Source organism: Luteimonas sp. A537, from assembly GCF_054052065.1.
Window position 1 is genome coordinate 43,587 of sequence record NZ_JBSVRH010000003.1, and the last position, 18,460, is coordinate 62,046.

Genomic DNA, 18,460 nt, shown 5'->3' on the forward strand with positions numbered 1-18,460 from the left:
GCGGGTTTCGTGGGAGAGCACGCCGCTGCACGGGGGCATGGACCGGAAAGCCCTATCCTTTGCGCGTGCAGCACATGACATTTCCCATCGACGCACTGCTGCCGGCGATCCGCGAAGCGCTGCTGTTGCATCCACGCCTGGTGCTCGAGGCGCCGCCCGGTGCCGGCAAGACCACGCGGGTGCCGCTGGCGCTGCTCGACGAGCCCTGGCTCGCGGGCCGGCGCATCCTCATGCTCGAGCCGCGCCGCGTGGCCGCGCGCGCGGCGGCGGGCTTCATGGCGTCATCGCTCGGCGAGGAAGTCGGACAGACCATCGGCTACCGCATCCGCTTCGAGAGCCGGGTCTCGTCGGCGACCCGCATCGAGGTCGTCACCGAGGGCATCCTCACCCGCATGCTGCAGGACGATCCGATGCTGGAGGGCGTCGGGGCGCTGCTGTTCGACGAATTCCATGAGCGGCATCTCGCGGCGGACCTGGGCCTGGCGCTGGCGCTCGACGTGCAAGCGGGGCTGCGCGAGGACCTGCGCATCGTGCTGATGTCGGCGACTCTCGACGGCGAGCGCCTGGCCGGCTTCCTGGATGCGCCGCGGCTGTCCAGCGCGGGGCGCAGCCATCCGGTGGAGGTGACGCATTTCCCGGCGCGTCGCGACGAGGCCCTGGAGCAGCAGCTGCGCCGCGCGGTGGAGCATGCGCTCGCGCGCCATCCGGGCGATGTGCTCGCCTTTCTTCCCGGCCGCCGCGAGATCGCGCGCGCCGCCGCCGCGCTCGCCGCCGGTGGCGCGGTGGACGCCGCGGGCGCCGAGGCGCTGCAGCTGCACGGCGATCTCCCGGTCGATGAGCAGGCGCGCCTGCTGCGTCCGGCCGCCGATGGCCGCCGCCGGGTGGTGTTGGCGACCAACGTCGCCGAGTCCAGCGTGACCCTGCCGGGGGTGCGGGTGGTGGTCGACAGCGGGCTGGCGCGCGAGCCGCAGCATGATCCCAACAGCGGCTTCAGCCGCCTGGACGTGGTCCGCATCGCGCAGTCGTCCGCCGACCAGCGCGCGGGCCGCGCGGGCCGCGTGGCCGCCGGCTGGGCATATCGCCTGTGGCCCGAGTCGCAGCGGCTGGAGCCGCAGCGGCGGCCGGAAATCGCCCAGGTGGAGTTGGCCGGGATGGCGCTCGAGCTCGCGGCCTGGGGCAGCGACCAGTTGCGCTTCGTCGATCCGCCGCCGCCGGGGACGCTGGCCGCGGCGCGCGACCTGCTGCGCGCGCTCGGTGCGCTGGAGGGCGATGCGATCACGGCGCGCGGGCGGCGCATGCTCGCGCTCGGCACCCACCCGCGGCTGGCGGCGATGCTCTTGGCCACCGCCGATCCCGCGGGTCGCGCGCTGGCCTGCGATCTCGCGGCGCTGGTCGAGTCGCGCGATCCGCTGCGTTCGCGCAGCGACGCGGTGGCCGCGCGCTGGCGCGCGCTGGCCGCGTTCCGCGCGCGGCGGGTCCCGGCCGAGGCCAGCCGTGCCGCACTGGCGGCGATCGACGCCTCGGCGCGGCAGTGGCGCCGCCGCCTGCGGCTGGATGCCACGCCCCCGGGCGAAGTGCCCGCGCACGCGCTCGGCGACGTGCTGGCGCATGCCTTCCCCGACCGCATCGCGGCGCGGCACGCGACCGACCTGCGTCGTTACCAGCTCGCCAACGGCCGCATGGCGCGGCTGCTGGAGGACAGCGAGCTGGTCGGTGAGCCGTGGCTGGTCGCAAGCGAGCTGCGCCACGACGCGCGCGACGCCCTGCTGCTGCGCGCGGCGCCGGTCGACGAGGCGGCGCTGCGGCGCGACTTCGGCGGGCGCTTCAGCGAGCGCGACGAGACCCGCTGGGATGCGGACCGCCGCGCGCTGGTGGCTGAGCGCGTGCGTCGCTTCGCCGGCATCGTCCTCGACAGCCGCCCGGCCGGGCGCGTCGATCCCGCCGCCGCGGCGCAGGCGCTGGCCGATGCCGTGCGCACGCTCGGCCTCGACGTGCTGCCGTGGAGTGAAAGCCTGCGGCAGTGGCGCGCGCGCGTCGCCAGCCTGCGCGCCTGGATGCCCGGGCTCGACCTGCCGGACGTGGGTGACGACGCGCTCATGGCCACCCTGGACGACTGGCTCAGGCCCGCCTTCGCGGGCAAGGCGCGGCTCGATGCGCTGGGCGCCGAGGAGCTGGCGGCGGCCGTCCGCGGCCGCCTGGACTGGGCCCTGCAGCAGCGCGTGGACGCGCTGGCACCGGTGCGCATCACCGTGCCTTCGGGCCAGGCGCGCGCCATCGACTACGCCATCGGCGGCGACGGCCAGCCGCAGCCGCCGGTGCTCGCGGTCAAGCTGCAGGAGCTGTTCGGCCTGGCCGACACGCCGCGCATCGCCGACGGCCGCGTGCCGCTACTGCTCCACCTGCTGTCGCCGGCCGGGCGCCCGCTGCAGGTCACGTCCGACCTCCGCAGCTTCTGGGACCGCACCTGGCCCGAGGTGCGGCGGGAGATGAAGGGCCGGTATCCCAGGCACCCCTGGCCCGAGGATCCGTGGAACGCCGTTCCCACCCATCGTGCGCGGCCGCGCGGCGGCTGAACGGCGCCGCCCGGATCACGCGGGCACGACGACGCACGCGCGAGACTCGCACCTGTCATCCATCCCCCCTGTCATCCATCCCCCCGCTGGCGCGCAGGCGCCGGTGCAAGCCCGAGGACCCCCGCATGCGCAAACGCACCATCATCCGCGACGTTCGCGACGCCATCCCCGACAAGGCCATGGACCTGGCCGGACGCCTTGGCGACGGCCTGCGCCATGCCGTTCCCGACGGCGCCGGCAAGTGGCTCAACGGCATGCCGCAGGACGCAGGCAGCTGGCTGAGTGGAATGCAGCAGGGCGCCGGCAAGTGGCTCCAGGCCGGCGTGGCCCTGGGCGCGGCGCGCACCGGCGCGCGCGCGGCCGGGATCGTGGCCCGCCGCCATCCCGTGGCGCTCACGGCCGCGGCGATCGGCATCGGTGCCGCGGCCTACGCGGTGGTCAGGCATCGTCGCAAGGCCGCCGAGCTGGCCGCGATGCAGCGGCGCCCGCGACAGGTCCGCGAGGCGCTCGAGTCCGCCGACCTGGGCGTCGAAGTGGACGCACGGGACACGTCGTCGCGTCCGCAGTCGCAGGGCGAGGACGACTGATCCGGGCCCGGCCGGTCCGGCGCGGCTAGTCCCTGGTGGCGCGGCGCCCGGCGTCCGGGCTGCGCCCCTCGGGAAGTTCGACCACGAAGCAGGCGCCGCCGCCCTCGCGGTCCTCGTACCAGAGCTGGCCGCCGACGTTGCTGACGATCTGGCGGGCAAGCGACAGTCCAAGCCCGCTCGATGATCCGGCGATCGCCGGGTCCGCTTCGGTCAGCCGCGTGAACGGAGTGAACAGCTCGCGTTGCCGGTGACCCGGCACGCCCGGGCCGCGGTCGGACACGCACAGCTTCCAGAAGCCCGGGGCCCCGGGGCTGGCGTGGATGAACACCTCGCTTCCCGGCGCGTACTTCATCGCGTTGCTGACCAGGTTGCCGGCGACCTGTCGCAGCACCAGCGCATCCATCGCCACCACGCCCGGACCGATCTCGCCCACCACCAGCCGGCAGCCGCTGTCTTCGAGTTGCATGCCGTAGCGGCCGACGATCCACTCCACCACCTCCGCGAGCGCCACGCAGGCATCGCGCCCGCTGGCGGCGACGCGCGCGCTGGCCTGGGTTTCCAGGTAGCGGCGGATATAGCCTAGGCCCTCGTCGGCGCTTTCCCGGATCACCTCCAGGTAGCGCGGCACGCGCTCGGGACGCAGCGTGCCCGAGGCCAGGATGTCGCTGGCGAAGACCACGCTGCTGAGCGGATTCTTCAGGTCGTGCGCAACCAGGTTGACCAGCTCCTGGCGTTCGCGCGCCACCTGCTCCAGGCGGTCGCGCGCGAGCTTCAGGCCCACGTGCGCGTTGACCCGGGCCAGCAGCTCCTCGGGAATGAAAGGCTTGACCACGTAATCGACGGCGCCGGCCTCGAAGGCGCGCAGCAGCAGGCTGCGGTCCTGGGCGGCGGTCAGGAAGACCACCGGTACCCGCGGCAGCAGCGCGCGCAGGCGGATCTCCTCCATCACGCCGAAGCCGTCCATGCCCGGCATCATCATGTCGAGCAGCATCAGGTCCGGCGGCTGTTCCTCGGCGGCGGCGAGCGCGGCCTCGCCGCTTTCGGCGGCTGCCACGTGGTATCCCTGGCGTTCCAGGAGCGCGCTCACAACGCGCAGGTTGGCCGGCTGGTCGTCGACGACGAGTACCCGCCCATGGATGGTGCTTGCCTTCATGGCGTGTTCCACGGCTGCGCGCGACGGACGTCGCGCGCGACTGCTGACGGTATCAGAAGGAAGAAAACGGCGCCGCGTGCGCGAGTTCGCGCCACTGTCCCGGCGCCAGGCCGTCGAGGCGGGCGGTGCCGATCGCAACCCGCACCAGGCGCAGCGTAGGCAGTCCGACGGCCGCGGTCATCCGCCGCACCTGGCGGTTGCGGCCCTCGCTGATGACCAGTTCGACCCAGGCGTCGGGGACGGTCTTGCGCATCCGCACCGGTGGATCGCGTGGCCAGAGTGCGGGTGCCGGATCGAGAAGGCGCGCCCGGGCCGGACGCGTCGGTCCGTCGCGCAGCGTGACGCCGGCGGCCAGCCGGGCGAGCTGCTCCGGTGCCGGCGCACCCTCCACCTGCGCCAGGTAGGTCTTGGCGAGCCTGTATCGCGGATCGGTGATGCGGTGGGCAAGCGCGCCGTCGTCGGTGAGCAGCAGCAGGCCCTCGCTGTCGTGGTCGAGCCTGCCCGCGGGATACACGCCCGGGGGCAGGCCGAAGCCGGCCAGGGTCGGCCGCGGCGGCGTGCTGCGGTCGGTGAACTGGCAGAGCACGCCGTGCGGCTTGTTGAAGGCGACCAGCACTCAGGGCTTGATGAAGCGAAGCGTCATGCGGTCGCTTTCGCCGATGGCCTCGTACTGCTGGCGGTCCTCGGCGTCGTGCTTGTTGCCGGGCGGCAGGGTCCAGACGCCGTTGGGATGGTCGCGGGTATCGCGCGGGTTGGCGTTGATCTCGCTGGCTTCGTCCAGCCGGAAGCCGGCTGCGGTCGCGAGGGCGATCACCTGGTCCTGGCCAACGTAGCCGGACTTGTCGTCATCGGCCACATCGCCGGCGGCGCGGTGCTCGACCACGCCCAGCACGCCGCCGGGCTTGAGCACGTCGAAGAAGCCCTTGAACATGCCCTCGGCCTGGCCCGAGGAGCGCCAGTTGTGGACGTTGCGGAAGGTCAGCACGGCATCGGCCGAGTTCGCCGGGCCAAGTACCGGCGCCGCGGGATCGTAGGCGACGATGCGGGCATCGCCGTACTGCGCCGGCGCCGAGGCGAACAGGGTTTCGAGGCCGGCCCTGGAGCGCGCGGAATAGTCGCGTCGCGCTTCGGGCAGGGCAGCCGGGTCGACGATCGCGGCGACGTAGCCGGCACGCAGCCAGGGCGCGAGGATCTCGGCGTACCAGCCGCCACCGGGGGTGATCTCGACCACGGTCTGGCCGGTCTCGATGCCGAAGAAGGCAAGCGTGTCGCGCGGATGGCGGTACTGGTCGCGGGCCACGTTTTCGGGCGAGCGCCAGGCCCCTCCCAGCGCCTGGTCGAGCAGCGGGTCAGGCGCGCGCATGGCAACGCCGGCGGCCGGTGCCTTGCCCGCGGGCGCGGCAGCCGCGGTGTCCGCGCCGGGCTCGGGGTCCGCGGAGGCGACGCCGGCGGGAGCCGTGGTGCAGGCGGCGAGGAACAGCGGAAGCAGGGCGATCGGCAGGCGTCGGGTCATGGCGGCGGTTCCTGTTGGACTGGGTCGCCAGCCTACCGGCAAACCCGGGTCCGATCCCGTGCGCCGCCTGCCCGCCGCCGTCGCCCTCATGGATCCGGCAGCCGCGCGGCCGGAGGATAGGGCGCCACGTCGAGGTAGCCGCCAGCGCGCAGCCGCGCCTGGATGCCTCGCCACCAGCCAGCCTCGAAAATCCCCGGGTGTGTCTCCAGCAGCGCCTGCCGCAGCGGCGGCGGCAGCCCGAGGAAGTTCGGGAACAGCGCGGGGAAGACGTCGTCGCGGCGCGCGTACAGCCAGTCCTCGAGCGGCCGGGTTTCGTCTTCCTCGCGCACCTCGGGCACGTCGCGGAAGTTGGCCTCCTCCAGCAGGCAGAGTTCATCGAAGTCGTAGAACAGCGCGCGGCCGTGGCGCGAGACCCCGAAGTTCTTCAGCAGCAGGTCGCCGGGGAAGATGCCGCTGCGCGCCAGGTCGGTGATCGCCTGGCCGTAGTCAAGCACCGCCCGCCGCGCCTCGGCCTCCGGTGCCTCGCGCGCGAACAGGTCCAGCGGCCGCAGCCGGCGCTCGGCGTAGCAGTGCCGCAGCAGCACCACGTCGCGCTCGGCGGTGACGGTTTCGGCGCACTGGGTCAGCAGCTCCTCCAGCATCCCCGGCTCGAAGGCCGCGCGCGGAAAACGCAGGCGGCGGAACTCCTGCGCGTCCACCAGCCTGCCGACGCGGTCGCGGCGCGCCACCAGCCGGTACTTGGCCTCGATGTCGGCGCGCACGCTGTCCTTGGGTTCGGCGAAGCGGTCGCGGATGACCTTGAACACCACCGGCAGGTCGCGCGGGGTGAACACCGCCATGACCATGCCGCGCACGCCGTCGGCACGCACCAGGCGTTCGTCCGGATGGGCCGCGAAATGGCGCCGGATCTCGCGATAGCGTTCGGTCTTGCCCTGCTTGGCGCGGCCGAGCACCGAGTACAGCTCGGACACCGGCTTGGCCGGCAGCAGCGAATGCAGGAAGGCGACCGCGTCGCCGACGCGCGCCAGGTCGGCGTGGAACCAGCTGTGGGCGTGGCCGAACAGCATCGAGACCTGCGCGCGCTCGACCAGCACGGCATCGGCGCGCACGCCGTCGGCCGCGTTCACCAGCGCCACCACCAGCGGCCGGGGGCCGTCGACGGCCTCGACGCGGCCGACGAGGTAGGCGCGGCGCTCGCGGTAGAACACGGTGTCCAGCAGGGCGATGTCCGGGCCGCGGGGATCGTCGGGGCGGCCCGCATCGTCGTGGCACCGTGCGGCGTCGTCGGCAACGTTCGCGTCGTGCAGCGCTAGGCGCGATGCCACGGCATCCGCGATGGCGCGGGCGTCGGCGTCGATATCGCGATGCGGAAAGCCGCGCGCTCGCAGCGCCTTCTGCCAGCGCTCGCAGGCGTCCGCGCCGTCGGGCAGCGGATGCAGCTCACCGGGACTGTCCGGGTCGCCTGCGGCCCCGTCGCCCGGCTGGTGGAACTCCAGCGCTTGCGCCACGCCCTCGGTCAGGAAGAAGCGCCGCGACATCGAATTGAACAGCGTGCGCGCCATCGCCGCATCGCTGCGGCCTTCGGTCAGCGTGCCATAGCACTCACGCACCGCCGCCCAGAACGGCCGCGAGCGCATGCGCTCGCCGACTAGGGCCTCGAGCCGGCCCAGCGCCTCTGCCAGGAAGTCATCCTGCAGCTCGATGCGCGCCAGCGCGTCCGCCTGGGCGCCGCGCCAGTCGCGCTGGATGAAACGCCGTCGCGCCCGCCGCGTCAGGTCGCCGAAGCGCGCGTCGTAGTCCTCGAACGCGTCCAGCACCAGCGCGGACGCGCGCGGCACCAGCGGGTCGTTTGTCGAAGAGGCCATGGCCTGAGTGTGGCCCCGCGACGGTCTTTTCGCTTCCTCCGCGGAGGTGGTCGTGCTCCGTAGGCGCCCGGGAGGGTTTCGCGAGGGCGGAGGGTGGGTGGGGCACTCCGTGCGCAGGTCGGCTGCGCCGCCCTTGAATGCGCACTGCGACCCCACCCACCCTCCGCCGCGGATCGCCTGGGCAAGCAGGGGAACCCGCGGCTTGCGCGCTGTAGGCAGCATATGCGGCGCTTCGCATCGAAGCTGCTGCCGCAGCCCACGCTCCCGCACTTGCCCCCCAACCTCGCGTCTGCGATAGGAGGCGGTGGGGTGGTGGGGTATCCCGAGCGCATTCAAGGGCGGCGAAGCCGACCTGCGCACGGGATACCCCACCGCCACGCCGCGCGCCACATCGTCAAAAAATCCAGGCCCCGAAACGAGCAATGCCCGCGACGGGCGTCGCGGGCATTGCAGGAGAACAATGGAGCGTGCGGCGAGGTTCCGTCAGAGGTGCTTGATGATCTCGTCCGCGAACTCGCTGCACTTGACCTCGGTGGCACCGTCCATCAGGCGGGCGAAGTCGTAGGTGACGCGCTTGGAGCCGATCGCACCGTCCATCGCCTTGATGATGGCGTCGGCGGCTTCGGTCCAGCCCATGTAGCGCAGCATCATCTCGCCCGACAGGATCACCGAACCCGGATTGACCTTGTCCAGGCCGGCATACTTCGGCGCCGTGCCGTGCGTGGCCTCGAACACCGCATGGCCGGTCACGTAGTTGATGTTCGCACCCGGCGCGATGCCGATGCCGCCGACCTGGGCGGCCAGGGCGTCGGACAGGTAGTCGCCGTTGAGGTTCAGCGTGGCCGAGACGTCGTATTCGCGCGGACGCAGCAGGATCTGCTGCAGGAACGCATCCGCGATAGCGTCCTTGATGATGATGCCCGCGCCCGGCTTGCCCTCGGGGATGACGTGCCAGGGGCCACCGTCAAGTTCGACCGCGCCGAACTGCTCGCGCGCCACCTTGTAGCCGAAGTCGCGGAACGCGCCCTCGGTGAACTTCATGATGTTGCCCTTGTGCACCAGCGTCACCGACTTGCGGTCGTTGGCGATGGCGTACTCGATGGCCGACTTCACCAGGCGCTCGGTGCCCTGCCAGCTGACCGGCTTGATGCCGATGCCGACGTTGACCGTGGCGTCGGTGGCCGGCTGGCCGACCGCGGACAGCTGCTCGTTCCAGGCATTGGCCTTGTCGGCGGTGCCGAAGCGGATCTTGTCGAAGCCCTTCGGGAATTCCTTCTGCAGGAAGTCGAGCACCTTCGTCGCGTCCGCCGAGCCCGGCTCGAATTCGATGCCGGCGTAGATGTCCTCGGTGTTCTCGCGGAAGATCACCATGTCGACGTCACCCGGCCTCTTCACCGGCGAGGGCACGCCCTCGAACCAGCGCACCGGGCGCAGGCAGACGTAGAGGTCCAGCATCTGGCGCAGGGCGACGTTGAGCGAGCGGATGCCGCCGCCGACCGGCGTGGTCAGCGGGCCCTTGATGCTCACCAGGTATTCGCGGCAGGCCTCGACGGAGGACTCCGGCAGCCACTCGCCGGTGGCGTTGAAGGCCTTCTCGCCGGCCAGGACTTCCATCCACTCGAGCTTGCGCTTGCCGCCGTAGGCCTTCTCGACCGCGGCGTCGAGCACGCGCACGCTGGCGTTCCAGATGTCCGGGCCGGTGCCGTCACCTTCGATGAAGGGAATGATCGGGCGGTCGGGGACGCTGAGTCCCTTCGCGGTCTTGGTGATCAGGCTGCCGCCTGCGGGCACGGCCGGGGTGAAGTCTGCCATCGGTTCCTCCAAGGGGGGCCGCGCTGCGGAGCGCGCGCGGCGGATGTGGACGGTCATTGTCGCGCTTCGCGACGGTACGGGCAAAGGCGGCAGGCCCCGCGGAGCGAAGGGCCAGGTCGCGGTGGCGACATGAAAAAGGCGCGACCCCGAAGGGCCGCGCCCTGTTGAAGCCGAAGGACTCAGCGGATCTCGAAGTCCCGCGTCTGCACGACTTCGCCGTCGTGCAGGATCTCGACGCGATAGTTGCCCGTCGGCCAGCCGTCGGGCTTGCTGATTTTGAAGGCGGACTGGCCGGTACCGGTGAAACTGAAGTCACGGCTGGTTTCGTCCACCAACTGGTCGCCTTCATAGGTCCAGCGCGCGGTCAGCTGGCCGTTCTGCGGCACCGAGGGGTCCGACGAGGTCGTGGCCACCGAGGCGTGGATGGTGTCGGTGGGGGCGAAGGTGGTGGCCGGGTTGGCGACGCGGTTGCTGCCATCGATCTCGGTGCCGAGGTCGACCGAGGTCACGCTCACCCGCGGTGCGGGCGCCGCGGCCGGGGTGGCGGCGGGTGCCGGCGTGGACATCGGCGGTGGCGGTGCCGCGGGCTCGTCCTTCTTGCAGCCGGCCAGGGCCAGGCTGCCCAGCAGTGCCGCGGCCAGCGCGGTGGTCATCGGGCGTCGGGTCATTGCTTGTCTCCGTGTGGGCTGGTCGTGGTGCCGTCGTCTTCGCGGGCCGCGGCCGGGATCTTCAGGGTCTGGCCGGGCTGGATCCGGTCGGGATCGTCCAGCGTGTCGCGGTTGGCATCGAAGATGCGCCGCCACTCGCTGGCCTTGCCGTACTGGGCCTTGGCGATGTGGGAAAGGGTGTCGCCCTTCTGCACGGTGTACCGGCTCCCGCCCGTGACGTCCTCGGTCGAGCTGACCGAAGACTGCACGTTGCTGAAGTCGGGGCGGCCCGCGGCGGGCGCTTCGGTGCTGCTGACGCTGCTGCGGACGTTGCTGAAGTCCGGCTTGCCGTTGCCGCCGGCCGGGGTGCCGGACGGCTTGGCACCTGGCTTGAGCGACAGCGATCCGGGGTCGTTGGGGTTCTGGGGATTGCTCATTCGGGCCTCCTGCGCCGCGTGAAGCGCCGACAGGTTTACACCGGCCCTGTTAAGGAAATATCGCGTCCACTACTGCCGCGGATCCCGCCCGGCCGCCGGTGGCGACAATCCCGGCGTGCCCCGCCAGGGATTGATGTCGAGTCCGCCGCGGCGCGTGTAGCGCGCCTCCACCGACAGCGATGCCGGTCGGCAGCGCGCCATGACGTCGACGAAGACCTGCTCCACGCACTGCTCGTGGAAGCCGGCGTGTTCGCGGAACGACACCAGGTAGCGCAGCAGCCCGGCGCGGTCGATGCGCGGCCCGCGGTAGGCCAGGCGCAGGCTGGCCCAGTCGGGCTGGCCGGTGACCGGGCAGTTCGACTTCAGCAGGGCCGAGTGCAGGACCTCGTTCACCATCTCGCCGGCGTCGGCCGTCAGCAGCGCGGGGTTGGGGGCGTCATATTCGTCGCAGTCGACCTCGATGTCGTCGATCGATACCGGTGTCCGCGTGTCCTGCCCGGTCCCGGATGCCGCCGCCTGCGCGTACGTGCCTGAGCCGGCATCCACCGGCGGCAGGCCAAACGCGACTGCGACGGGGGCGCCGGCCGCGGCCGACAGGTCGGCGACGATCCGTGCGTGGACGTCGTCGCGGTCGGCGAAGCGCGTGGAGTTGAACGAGTTGAGATAGAGCTTGAGCGACTTCGACTCGATCAGTCGCGGCGAGTCCGCGGGCACCAGGAAGGTGGCGGTGGCCACCGCGGGTTTGCCGCGTGCATCCAGCCAGGACAGCTCGTAGGCGTGCCAGCGGTCGTGGCCGCTGAAGGGCAGGGCGCCGGCGGCGATGCCGAGCGCGTCGCGCCCCTGGTCGCGCGCGATCGGGAACAGCAGGGCCGGGTCGTAGGCGCGCGGGTAGGCAACCTCGCGGCCGAGGGGGAGTTCGCTGGTCATGCCCGCATTATCGCCCGCCTGCGCCGCCGGATCCTGCCGTTCGACGCCATTGCGGATCGCCGCTGGCATGCACAGCCTTGCCACGGATTCACGCGGATAAGGGCGGATTTACACGGATAAAGCAGAGGAAAGAAAGAGCAAAGGTCTTCTGCCCGGCTGTGAACGGATTGCACCAACCTCGCCGAGCCGCGGCTGAAAAGCTTTTCCCCGCTTCGGCTCTATCCGCGTAAATCCGTGGCAAAAAAGCGTTCTTTCTTTCCAGTGGGCTCAGCCCTCGCCGTGCAGATAATCGAGTGAGAGCTGCAGCATCGCGCGCAGGCCGAGGTCGAGCGCGGATTCGTCGAGGAAAAACTCCGGCGAATGGTTGCTCGGCGCCGTCGCCGGGTCCTGCCCCGCAGGCGTCGCGCCGACGAAGAAGAACACCGCCGGCACCTCGCGCGCGTAGTACGAGAAATCCTCGGCGCCCATGTTCAGCGGCATGTCGATCAGGTTGCCGGCGCCCGCCACCGCTTCCAGGCTCGGGCGCATGCGCGCGGTCAGCGCGGGATCGTTGGCGGTGACCGGGGTGCCGGCGGTATCGGGAACCTTGGCCACCACCGTGGCGCCGTGCGCGGCCGCGACCTTTTCGGCGACGTTTGCCAAGTCGGCGAACACCGCCTCGCGCATGCCGTCGTCGAAGGTGCGGATGGTGCCCACCAGCTCCACCCGGTCGGGAATGATGTTGAAGCGCACGCCGCCGTGGATTGCGCCGAAGCTCAGCACCACCGGCTGCCGGGAGATGTCCTGGCGGCGGCTGACGACGGTCTGCGCGGTGCCGATGATGTCGGCCGCGGCCACGATCGGATCCACGCCGCCCCAGGGCCGCGAGCCGTGCGTCTGCCGGCCTTGGACCACGATGTTGAAGCGGTCGGAGGCGGCCATCGTCGGCCCGCTGCGCACGCCGAGCTGGCCGGCGTTGAGGGTCGAGAACACGTGCAGGCCGAATACCGCGTCGGGCCTGAAGTCCTTGAAGATGCCCTGCGCCAGCATCTCCTCCGCGCCGCCCTCCTCGCCGTCCGGCGGGCCTTCCTCGGCCGGCTGGAAAATGAAGAGGACCTCCCCCGGAAGCTCGTCGCGCATCGCCACCAGGGCCTCGGCCACGCCCATCAGCACGCTGGTGTGGGCGTCGTGGCCGCAGGCGTGCATCACGCCCACGTCCTGGCCGTTGAAGGTCGTCGTCGCCGTGGACGCGAACGGCAGGCCGCTGGCCTCGGTCACCGGCAGCGCGTCCATGTCGGCGCGCAGCGCGATTCGCGGGCCGGGCCTGCCGCCCTTGAGCACCGCGGTGACGCCGGTGGTGGCGATGCCGGTCCGCGGCTCGAGGCCGAGCTCGCGCAGGTGCTCGGCGACCAGCGCCGCGGTGCGCGTCTCGCGGTTGCCGAGCTCCGGGTGCTGGTGGATGTCGCGGCGCCAGGCCACGACCTTGTCGCCGAGCTCCGCGGCGGCCGCGGCCACTTCGGCCCGTTGGGCCTCCTGTGCCTGCAGCGGCGAGGCAAGGACGGCGAAAACGAACGACGACAGCAGGATGCAGGCGTTGCGTGACATGGCGATCTCCCCGGTGGTGCGCCGATGGTACCCGCCGCCCGGCGACACCGGCAGACCGCTCACGCCCGCCGCCCCTGCCACGAAAGCATTCAAGCGCCGGGCAAGGGCGCGACCTGCGCGGGCCGCCCGCGGCTGTCGAGAGCGATCATCACGAAGCGGCCGCGGGTACAGGTTTCGCGCTCGCCGCTGAGCAGGTCCTCGGCGATCAGCTCCACCTCGACCCGCATCGAGGTGCGACCGACGGCAACGACCCGCGCCACGGTTTCCACCAGCTGTCCCTGGCGAATCGGCAGCGTGAAGTCGACCTGCTCCGAGCGCGCCGTCACCACCGTCAGCCGCGCGTAGCGCGAGGCGGCGATGAACGCCGCCTTGTCCATCCACGCCAGCGCCTGGCCGCCGAACAGGGTACCGAGGTGGTTGGTGTGGTCAGGGAAGACCATCTCCAACAGGCGGGCCTCGGTGGGCGCGCAGCTGGCCGGGACGGTCATGCCGGCGACCCGGCGAAATGCCGCGCGACCGCCTGCGCGATCTGCGCCGGCGCATGGAAGCCGGGCAGGCGGGCGACCTCGCCGCCGTCGACGAACAGCGACAGGGTCGGCGTCCGGCGCAGGCCGAGTCCGCGGAAGAACGCTTCGCCCACGGTTTCCAGCTTGACCTGCAGCAGCACCAGGCCCTCGGCGCCGGACGTGGCGGCGAACGTCTGCAGCGCCATGTCCAGCATCCGACAGCCGGGGCAGTGGTCCTTGCCGTAGTCCACCAGCAGGCGCGGGTACGCGGCCAGGGCGTCGTGGTAATCGTCAGCCGATGCGGCGTGCAGCGTCTGCATGGGGTGTGTCCTCGTCGATGGTGGTGATGGCCAGGATGTCGTCGACCCAGCGCTCGATCTTCAGCGCGTCGCGCTCGCCGTGCGGCATCTGTTCGATCTCCAGCCGCGGGTAGCGGCTGTCGAAAAACGTCGCCATGCGTCGCACCGCCCCGCAGTAGTACTCCTCGCCCCACTGCGTCTCGCCGGTGCCGAACACGGCCAGCCGCCCGGGCTTGCCCACGGCCTCGACCAGATCGGCGATGAAGCGCTTCATCTCCGGCGGCGTACGCCCGGCGTTGTCGGTCCAGGCGCCGAGCAGGTAGAGGTCGTGGCGCGGGTCGGCTGCGGCCCCGGCCAGCGACTGGATGTCGGTTTCAATCCAGGTCACGGCGTGGTCCAGCGCTTTGCAGCGCGCGCCGACCGCGCGCGCGACGTCGCGCGTGTTGCCGCTCAGCGAGGCGAAGGCGATGAGGATGCGCATGGGAGGCGTCGGTTGGCATTGGCTCCGGACGTGGGAGCGGCCATGGCCGCTCCCACAGGAGCGCGCGTGCAGGTCACAGATCGTCGAAGCCGTTGTCGGAATTGGTCTTCTTGTAGCTGGCGTTGCGCATCTCGAAGAAGTCGGTCTTGGTCTCGGTGAAGTTGTCGGCGTAGGCCTTGATCCAGGGCATCACGTTGTCGGTGGCGTCGGAGTACAGCTTCTCGATGCCCAGCATCCCGGCCATCTTGTTGGCGCGGTACTTCACGTAGCGGACCATCTCGTCGACGTCGATGCCGTCGATGCCATCGAGCACCTCGCCGGTCCACTGCACTTCCAGCTCGATGGCGTGCTCGAAGGCACTGTGCACGTAAGCGGTCAGCTCGTCGTTCTGCAGCTCCGGGTTCTCGCCGACGATGGCGCGGATTAGCTCGCTGATGAACTTGGTATGCGCAAGTTCGTCGCGGTTGATGAAGCTGATGATCTTGCCGGTGCCGGTCATCCGGTTCTGGCGCACCAGGTTGTAGAAATAGGCGAAGCCGGAATAGAAGTTGATGCCCTCGAGGATCGAGGACTGGATCAGCGACCGCAGCAGGGTCTCGGCGGTCTTATCGCGCATGAAGTCGTCATACGAGTTCATGATCGGCGCGTTGCGCTTCTGGATCGTCGGGTGGGTGCGCGCGATCTCGAACACGCGGTTCTGATTGGCCAGGTCGGTGATCGAGGCCAGCACGTAGCTGTAGCTCTCGTTGTGGATCACTTCCTGTTGCCCGATGATCGCGGCGTTGGCGTGCGCGGCCGGATCGGTGATGTATTCGGCGACGTTGTAGATGAAGCGTGTCTGCGGCGAGTCCAGCGTCGCCAGCAGGCCGATGATCGAATCGTAGGCATTCTTCTCGCGCGCCGAGAGTTCGCCGTACTGCCTGGCATCCGCCTTCATGTCGACCTCATCCGGGATCCAGAAGTTGGTCGAGAGCTCCTTGTAGGCGCGGTAGAACGACGGATACGGGATGTCGTTCCAGTTGAGGATGCCCGAGGTGCGGCCGTTGATGATCCCGGTCGAACGGTTGGGGTGGCGCGGCTCGAGGATCCGGATGCGATCGAGCGGCGTCGAGGTGGTCGGTGCGGTGGTGGACATGGTGCTTCCCGTGTTGGGGTCTGGGTGCAGGTGATGCAGGGTCCACGGTTCGCAACGCGAACCGTGGAAGCGACAGCGCGAATGCGCTTAGCTACTGCACCACTCGCACTCGGCGATGTCGATGTCGTTGGAGCGCACGTAATAGGTGGTCTTCATGCCTTCGCGCCACGCGGTCATGTGCAGCTCCAGCAGGGTGCTGGCCCGTATGGTGCTCGGCACGTAGAAGTTGAAGCTGATCGACTGGTCGACGTGGCGCTGGCGGCGCGCGTTCTGGCGCACCGAGGCGAACTGGTCGACGTGCCAGGCGCCTTTCTCGTAGTAGGGCCAGGTTTCCAGCGACAGCCCGGGCGCGGCCACCGGGCGGCGGTAGTCCTTCTTCTCCTCGTAGTAGAACGCGGAGTAGACCGGGTCGATGGAGGCCGTGGAGCCGGCGATCTGCGCGGTCGACATGTTCGGGGCGACCGCCAGCAGCCAGCCGTTGCGCACGCCGTTCACCGCCACCTGCGCCGACAGGTCCAACCACTGCGGGCTGCTGTAGCCGCGGTCGCGGAAGTAGTTGCCGTTGTGCCAGTCGCTGCCGTGGAAGACGGCGTAGCTGCCCTTCTCCTTCGCCAGCGCCATCGACGCCTGCACGGTGAGGAAGTTGATGCGCTCGTACAGCGCATCGCTGTAATCCTCGGCTTCGGCCGTGTTCCAGTGGATGCCCTTCTGCGCCAGCAGGTGGTGCCAGCCGAAGGTGCCCAGCCCGATGGCGCGATACTTCCGGTTGGTGATCGTGGCCTGCGGCACCGGCAGCTGGTTGAGATCGATCACGTTGTCGAGCATGCGCACCTGGATCGGGATCAGCCGCTCCAGCACGTCGGTGATCAGGTCGCCCTGGCCCTGCTGCGGCACGATCGCGCGGCCCAGGTTCACCGAGGACAGGTTGCAGACCACGAAGTCGCCAGCCTGCTTCGTGGTCACGATCTGGTTGCCGCTGATGATCTCTTGCATCAGCCGCGTCGGGCTCATGTTCTGCAGGATCTCGGTGCACAGGTTCGACGAATACACCATGCCGGCGTGCTTGTTCGGGTTCTTCCGGTTGACCTCGTCGCGGTAGAACATGAAGGGGTTTCCGGTCTCCAGCTGGCTGACCATCAGCCGCTTGAAGATGTCGATGGCCTTGATCGTCTTGCGGGTGATGCGCTCGTCGGCCACCACTTCTTCGTACTTCGCCCGGAACGTGCCCTCGCCCTTCTTCTCGTCGAAGAAGTCCTGCAGGTACCAGCCCTTGACCCGGTGCACCTCGTGCGGGTCGAACAGGTACCAGTCGCCGCGGCGCTCCACCGCTTCCATGAAGATGTCGGGGATGCAGACCGAGGTGAACACGTCGTGCGCGCGCAGGCGCTGGTCGCCGTTGTTGAGGCGCAGGTCGAGGAAGGCCTCGATGTCGCGGTGCCAGACGTCCAGGTACACGGCGACGGCACCCTTGCGCTGGCCGAGCTGGTCGACCGAGACCGCGGTGTTGTTGAGCTGCTTGATCCACGGCACCACGCCGCCGGACGAGTTGGGCACGCCGCGGATCGACGAGCCCGACGCGCGCACGTAGCCCATGTAGGCGCCCACGCCGCCGCCGCCCTTGGACACGCGCGCGATGTCGGTATTGGAGTCGTAGATGCCCTGCAGCGAGTCGTCGACGGTGTCGATGAAGCACGAGGACAGCTGGCCGCCGGTCTTGCCGGCGTTCTGCAGCGTCGGCGTGGCCACGGTCATGTACAGGTTCGACAGCGCCCAGTAGGCCTCGCCGACCAGCTGCATGCGGCGCTCGCGGCTGTCCTTGCCCGCGCCGGCCTCGTCCTGCATCAGGTACAGCGCGATCGTCAGCCAGCGCTCCTGCGGCAGCTCGTACACCTCGCGCGAGGTGTCGGTGGCGAGATACCGCGTGGCCAGCAGGTACAGGCCGTTGTAGTTGAACAGCCGGTCACGGTCGGGCTCGATCATTTTCCCGGCCTCGACCAGTTCTTCCTTGGAATAGGCGCGCAGGATGTCGTTGGAGTAGACGTTGCGGTCGGCCAGCGATTCCTGCAGGCCAACATAGGAACCGTACTTCTGCCCGGTGTCGTAGAAGCGGTTGCGGCTGGCGCGCTTGTACAGGCGGTGCAGGTACAGGCGTGCGGCGAAGAGCTCCCACTCCGGCGCAGTCACGTCCACGCGCGCCTCGGCCTCGCGGATCAGGTGGTCGACCAGATCGTCGGCGTTGACCGCGTCCTTGCGCTCGACGAAGCCGGACACGCTGCGCTTGTAGTCGGCGATGTCGAGCTGCGGGAACTCGACGTGGACGCGGTCGATCGCGCGCTCCAGGCGCGCGCGGTCGTAGGGAATCCGGCGGTTGCCGGCTTCCTTGGTGATCCAGATGGCGACGTCGGCGGACGCGCAAGGCGTGGATACAGCGCTGGCCGTGGTCGCTGCGGGTGGTGCCGTGGTGGTGCTGTCGTAGCTGCTCATGCCTGCTCCCGGATGGCGTGCGCACGGCCGACTGTCCCGGGGCAGGCGGCGGGCCGGAGCGGTCATCGACAGGGTGGAAGCGCGGCGTCGCAGCGGCCGCGACCGCACTCCGGAGCGGAGCGCGGGCGAGCGCGTGCTTCACCAGCCATCTCCCCCCGGAGATTGCGCAGCCGGCACCGCGCGATGTGCATGCGCGCGGCTGTCGGCAGGTCTTCGGGCTCGTGGATCCGGGAGCCTGGGCTCCGCGCCTCGGCCGCCGCTTCCCGGAACCACCGTCCCAGTGCGTGTGCGACCTCGTTTCCACCTACCGCTGCGGGGCAGCGCCGGAATTGGCGGGCGGATCGATGGTCTCGACCGCTGCCGTACCGGCTTCCCTTTTCATCCCGTGCCCTGTGGCGCGGGAACCGACGGGGCACAACATAGTGTGGTTCCACGGCGTGGTCAACGCTAGGTTTCG

Annotated in this window: 16 protein-coding genes and 1 riboswitch; of the genes, 2 read left to right on the forward strand and 14 right to left on the reverse strand. The window is 70.3% G+C overall.

Annotation, left to right across the window (positions count from 1 at the left end; all coding sequences use genetic code 11):
* The first annotated feature begins 74 nt into the window (after positions 1 to 74).
* Entirely contained in the window at positions 75 to 2,573 is a 2,499-nt protein-coding gene (gene hrpB / locus ACW7GZ_RS07855) for an ATP-dependent helicase HrpB (RefSeq protein WP_457008667.1), read from the forward strand.
* Between the two features lie 125 nt (positions 2,574 to 2,698).
* Positions 2,699 to 3,160: a hypothetical protein gene (locus ACW7GZ_RS07860; RefSeq protein WP_457004076.1), complete on the forward strand. Its 462-nt coding sequence runs from the start codon at positions 2,699 to 2,701 to the stop codon at positions 3,158 to 3,160.
* A 25-nt stretch (positions 3,161 to 3,185) separates the two neighbouring features.
* Here ACW7GZ_RS07860 and ACW7GZ_RS07865 read toward each other — a convergent pair whose 3' ends face one another.
* The 14 genes from ACW7GZ_RS07865 to ACW7GZ_RS07930 all read right to left on the reverse strand — a co-directional run bounded on the left by ACW7GZ_RS07865 (position 3,186) and on the right by ACW7GZ_RS07930 (position 18,003).
* Positions 3,186 to 4,313 carry a hybrid sensor histidine kinase/response regulator gene (locus ACW7GZ_RS07865; protein WP_457004078.1) on the reverse strand — a complete coding sequence of 376 codons (1,128 nt, stop codon included), beginning with the start codon at positions 4,311 to 4,313 and terminating at the stop codon, positions 3,186 to 3,188.
* A 52-nt stretch (positions 4,314 to 4,365) separates the two neighbouring features.
* Complete coding sequence (locus ACW7GZ_RS07870; protein ID WP_457004080.1) at positions 4,366 to 4,929, reverse strand: pseudouridine synthase; 564 nt, start codon at positions 4,927 to 4,929, stop codon at positions 4,366 to 4,368.
* On the reverse strand, positions 4,930 to 5,808 hold the full coding sequence (locus ACW7GZ_RS07875; protein ID WP_457004732.1) for a class I SAM-dependent methyltransferase: 879 nt from the start codon (positions 5,806 to 5,808) through the stop codon (positions 4,930 to 4,932).
* Between the two features lie 104 nt (positions 5,809 to 5,912).
* Positions 5,913 to 7,691: a bifunctional isocitrate dehydrogenase kinase/phosphatase gene (gene aceK / locus ACW7GZ_RS07880; protein WP_457004082.1), complete on the reverse strand. Its 1,779-nt coding sequence runs from the start codon at positions 7,689 to 7,691 to the stop codon at positions 5,913 to 5,915.
* 483 nt (positions 7,692 to 8,174) lie between these two features.
* Complete coding sequence (icd, locus tag ACW7GZ_RS07885) at positions 8,175 to 9,503, reverse strand: isocitrate dehydrogenase (NADP(+)) (RefSeq protein WP_457008669.1); 1,329 nt, start codon at positions 9,501 to 9,503, stop codon at positions 8,175 to 8,177.
* 179 nt (positions 9,504 to 9,682) lie between these two features.
* Complete coding sequence (locus tag ACW7GZ_RS07890; protein ID WP_457004086.1) at positions 9,683 to 10,171, reverse strand: hypothetical protein; 489 nt, start codon at positions 10,169 to 10,171, stop codon at positions 9,683 to 9,685.
* Positions 10,168 to 10,587: a LysM peptidoglycan-binding domain-containing protein gene (locus ACW7GZ_RS07895; RefSeq protein WP_457004087.1), complete on the reverse strand. Its 420-nt coding sequence runs from the start codon at positions 10,585 to 10,587 to the stop codon at positions 10,168 to 10,170. Before ACW7GZ_RS07895 ends, ACW7GZ_RS07890 begins: the two co-directional genes overlap by 4 nt.
* Positions 10,588 to 10,656: 69 nt before the next feature.
* Complete coding sequence (gene queF, locus ACW7GZ_RS07900; protein WP_457008671.1) at positions 10,657 to 11,514, reverse strand: NADPH-dependent 7-cyano-7-deazaguanine reductase QueF; 858 nt, start codon at positions 11,512 to 11,514, stop codon at positions 10,657 to 10,659.
* Between the two features lie 267 nt (positions 11,515 to 11,781).
* Positions 11,782 to 13,098: an amidohydrolase gene (locus tag ACW7GZ_RS07905; RefSeq protein ID WP_457004090.1), complete on the reverse strand. Its 1,317-nt coding sequence runs from the start codon at positions 13,096 to 13,098 to the stop codon at positions 11,782 to 11,784.
* A gap of 89 nt (positions 13,099 to 13,187) precedes the next feature.
* Positions 13,188 to 13,586, reverse strand: coding sequence for an acyl-CoA thioesterase (locus tag ACW7GZ_RS07910; RefSeq protein WP_457004092.1), 399 nt, complete (start codon positions 13,584 to 13,586; stop codon positions 13,188 to 13,190).
* Positions 13,583 to 13,924 (reverse strand): thioredoxin family protein, encoded by a 342-nt coding sequence (locus ACW7GZ_RS07915; RefSeq protein WP_457004094.1) that lies wholly within the window; start codon positions 13,922 to 13,924, stop codon positions 13,583 to 13,585. The genes ACW7GZ_RS07910 and ACW7GZ_RS07915 overlap by 4 nt, the downstream gene beginning before the upstream one ends.
* Positions 13,896 to 14,384, reverse strand: a complete 489-nt coding sequence (locus ACW7GZ_RS07920; protein WP_457004096.1) for a flavodoxin — start codon at positions 14,382 to 14,384, stop codon at positions 13,896 to 13,898. The genes ACW7GZ_RS07915 and ACW7GZ_RS07920 overlap by 29 nt, the downstream gene beginning before the upstream one ends.
* A gap of 73 nt (positions 14,385 to 14,457) precedes the next feature.
* Positions 14,458 to 15,519: a ribonucleotide-diphosphate reductase subunit beta gene (locus ACW7GZ_RS07925; RefSeq protein ID WP_457004098.1), complete on the reverse strand. Its 1,062-nt coding sequence runs from the start codon at positions 15,517 to 15,519 to the stop codon at positions 14,458 to 14,460.
* Between the two features lie 87 nt (positions 15,520 to 15,606).
* The gene (locus tag ACW7GZ_RS07930) at positions 15,607 to 18,003 is read right to left on the reverse strand and encodes a ribonucleoside-diphosphate reductase subunit alpha (RefSeq protein WP_457004099.1); all 2,397 of its coding nucleotides are present in this window, start codon (positions 18,001 to 18,003) and stop codon (positions 15,607 to 15,609) included.
* A 186-nt stretch (positions 18,004 to 18,189) separates the two neighbouring features.
* A riboswitch (cobalamin riboswitch) is annotated at positions 18,190 to 18,427 on the reverse strand.
* Positions 18,428 to 18,460 lie beyond the last annotated feature (33 nt).

Bases quoted from the DNA above. Each gene is read 5' to 3' on its own strand.
- ACW7GZ_RS07890 (WP_457004086.1), bottom strand. From the start codon at position 10,171: ATGACCCGACGCCCGATGACCACCGCGCTGGCCGCGGCACTGCTGGGC.
- ACW7GZ_RS07865 (WP_457004078.1), bottom strand. From the start codon at position 4,313: ATGAAGGCAAGCACCATCCATGGGCGGGTACTCGTCGTCGACGACCAG.
- ACW7GZ_RS07895 (WP_457004087.1), bottom strand. From the start codon at position 10,587: ATGAGCAATCCCCAGAACCCCAACGACCCCGGATCGCTGTCGCTCAAG.
- aceK (WP_457004082.1), bottom strand. From the start codon at position 7,691: ATGGCCTCTTCGACAAACGACCCGCTGGTGCCGCGCGCGTCCGCGCTG.
- hrpB (WP_457008667.1), top strand. From the start codon at position 75: ATGACATTTCCCATCGACGCACTGCTGCCGGCGATCCGCGAAGCGCTG.
- queF (WP_457008671.1), bottom strand. From the start codon at position 11,514: ATGACCAGCGAACTCCCCCTCGGCCGCGAGGTTGCCTACCCGCGCGCC.
- ACW7GZ_RS07925 (WP_457004098.1), bottom strand. From the start codon at position 15,519: ATGTCCACCACCGCACCGACCACCTCGACGCCGCTCGATCGCATCCGG.
- ACW7GZ_RS07910 (WP_457004092.1), bottom strand. From the start codon at position 13,586: ATGACCGTCCCGGCCAGCTGCGCGCCCACCGAGGCCCGCCTGTTGGAG.
- ACW7GZ_RS07905 (WP_457004090.1), bottom strand. From the start codon at position 13,098: ATGTCACGCAACGCCTGCATCCTGCTGTCGTCGTTCGTTTTCGCCGTC.
- ACW7GZ_RS07920 (WP_457004096.1), bottom strand. From the start codon at position 14,384: ATGCGCATCCTCATCGCCTTCGCCTCGCTGAGCGGCAACACGCGCGAC.
- icd (WP_457008669.1), bottom strand. From the start codon at position 9,503: ATGGCAGACTTCACCCCGGCCGTGCCCGCAGGCGGCAGCCTGATCACC.
- ACW7GZ_RS07860 (WP_457004076.1), top strand. From the start codon at position 2,699: ATGCGCAAACGCACCATCATCCGCGACGTTCGCGACGCCATCCCCGAC.
- ACW7GZ_RS07930 (WP_457004099.1), bottom strand. From the start codon at position 18,003: ATGAGCAGCTACGACAGCACCACCACGGCACCACCCGCAGCGACCACG.
- ACW7GZ_RS07915 (WP_457004094.1), bottom strand. From the start codon at position 13,924: ATGCAGACGCTGCACGCCGCATCGGCTGACGATTACCACGACGCCCTG.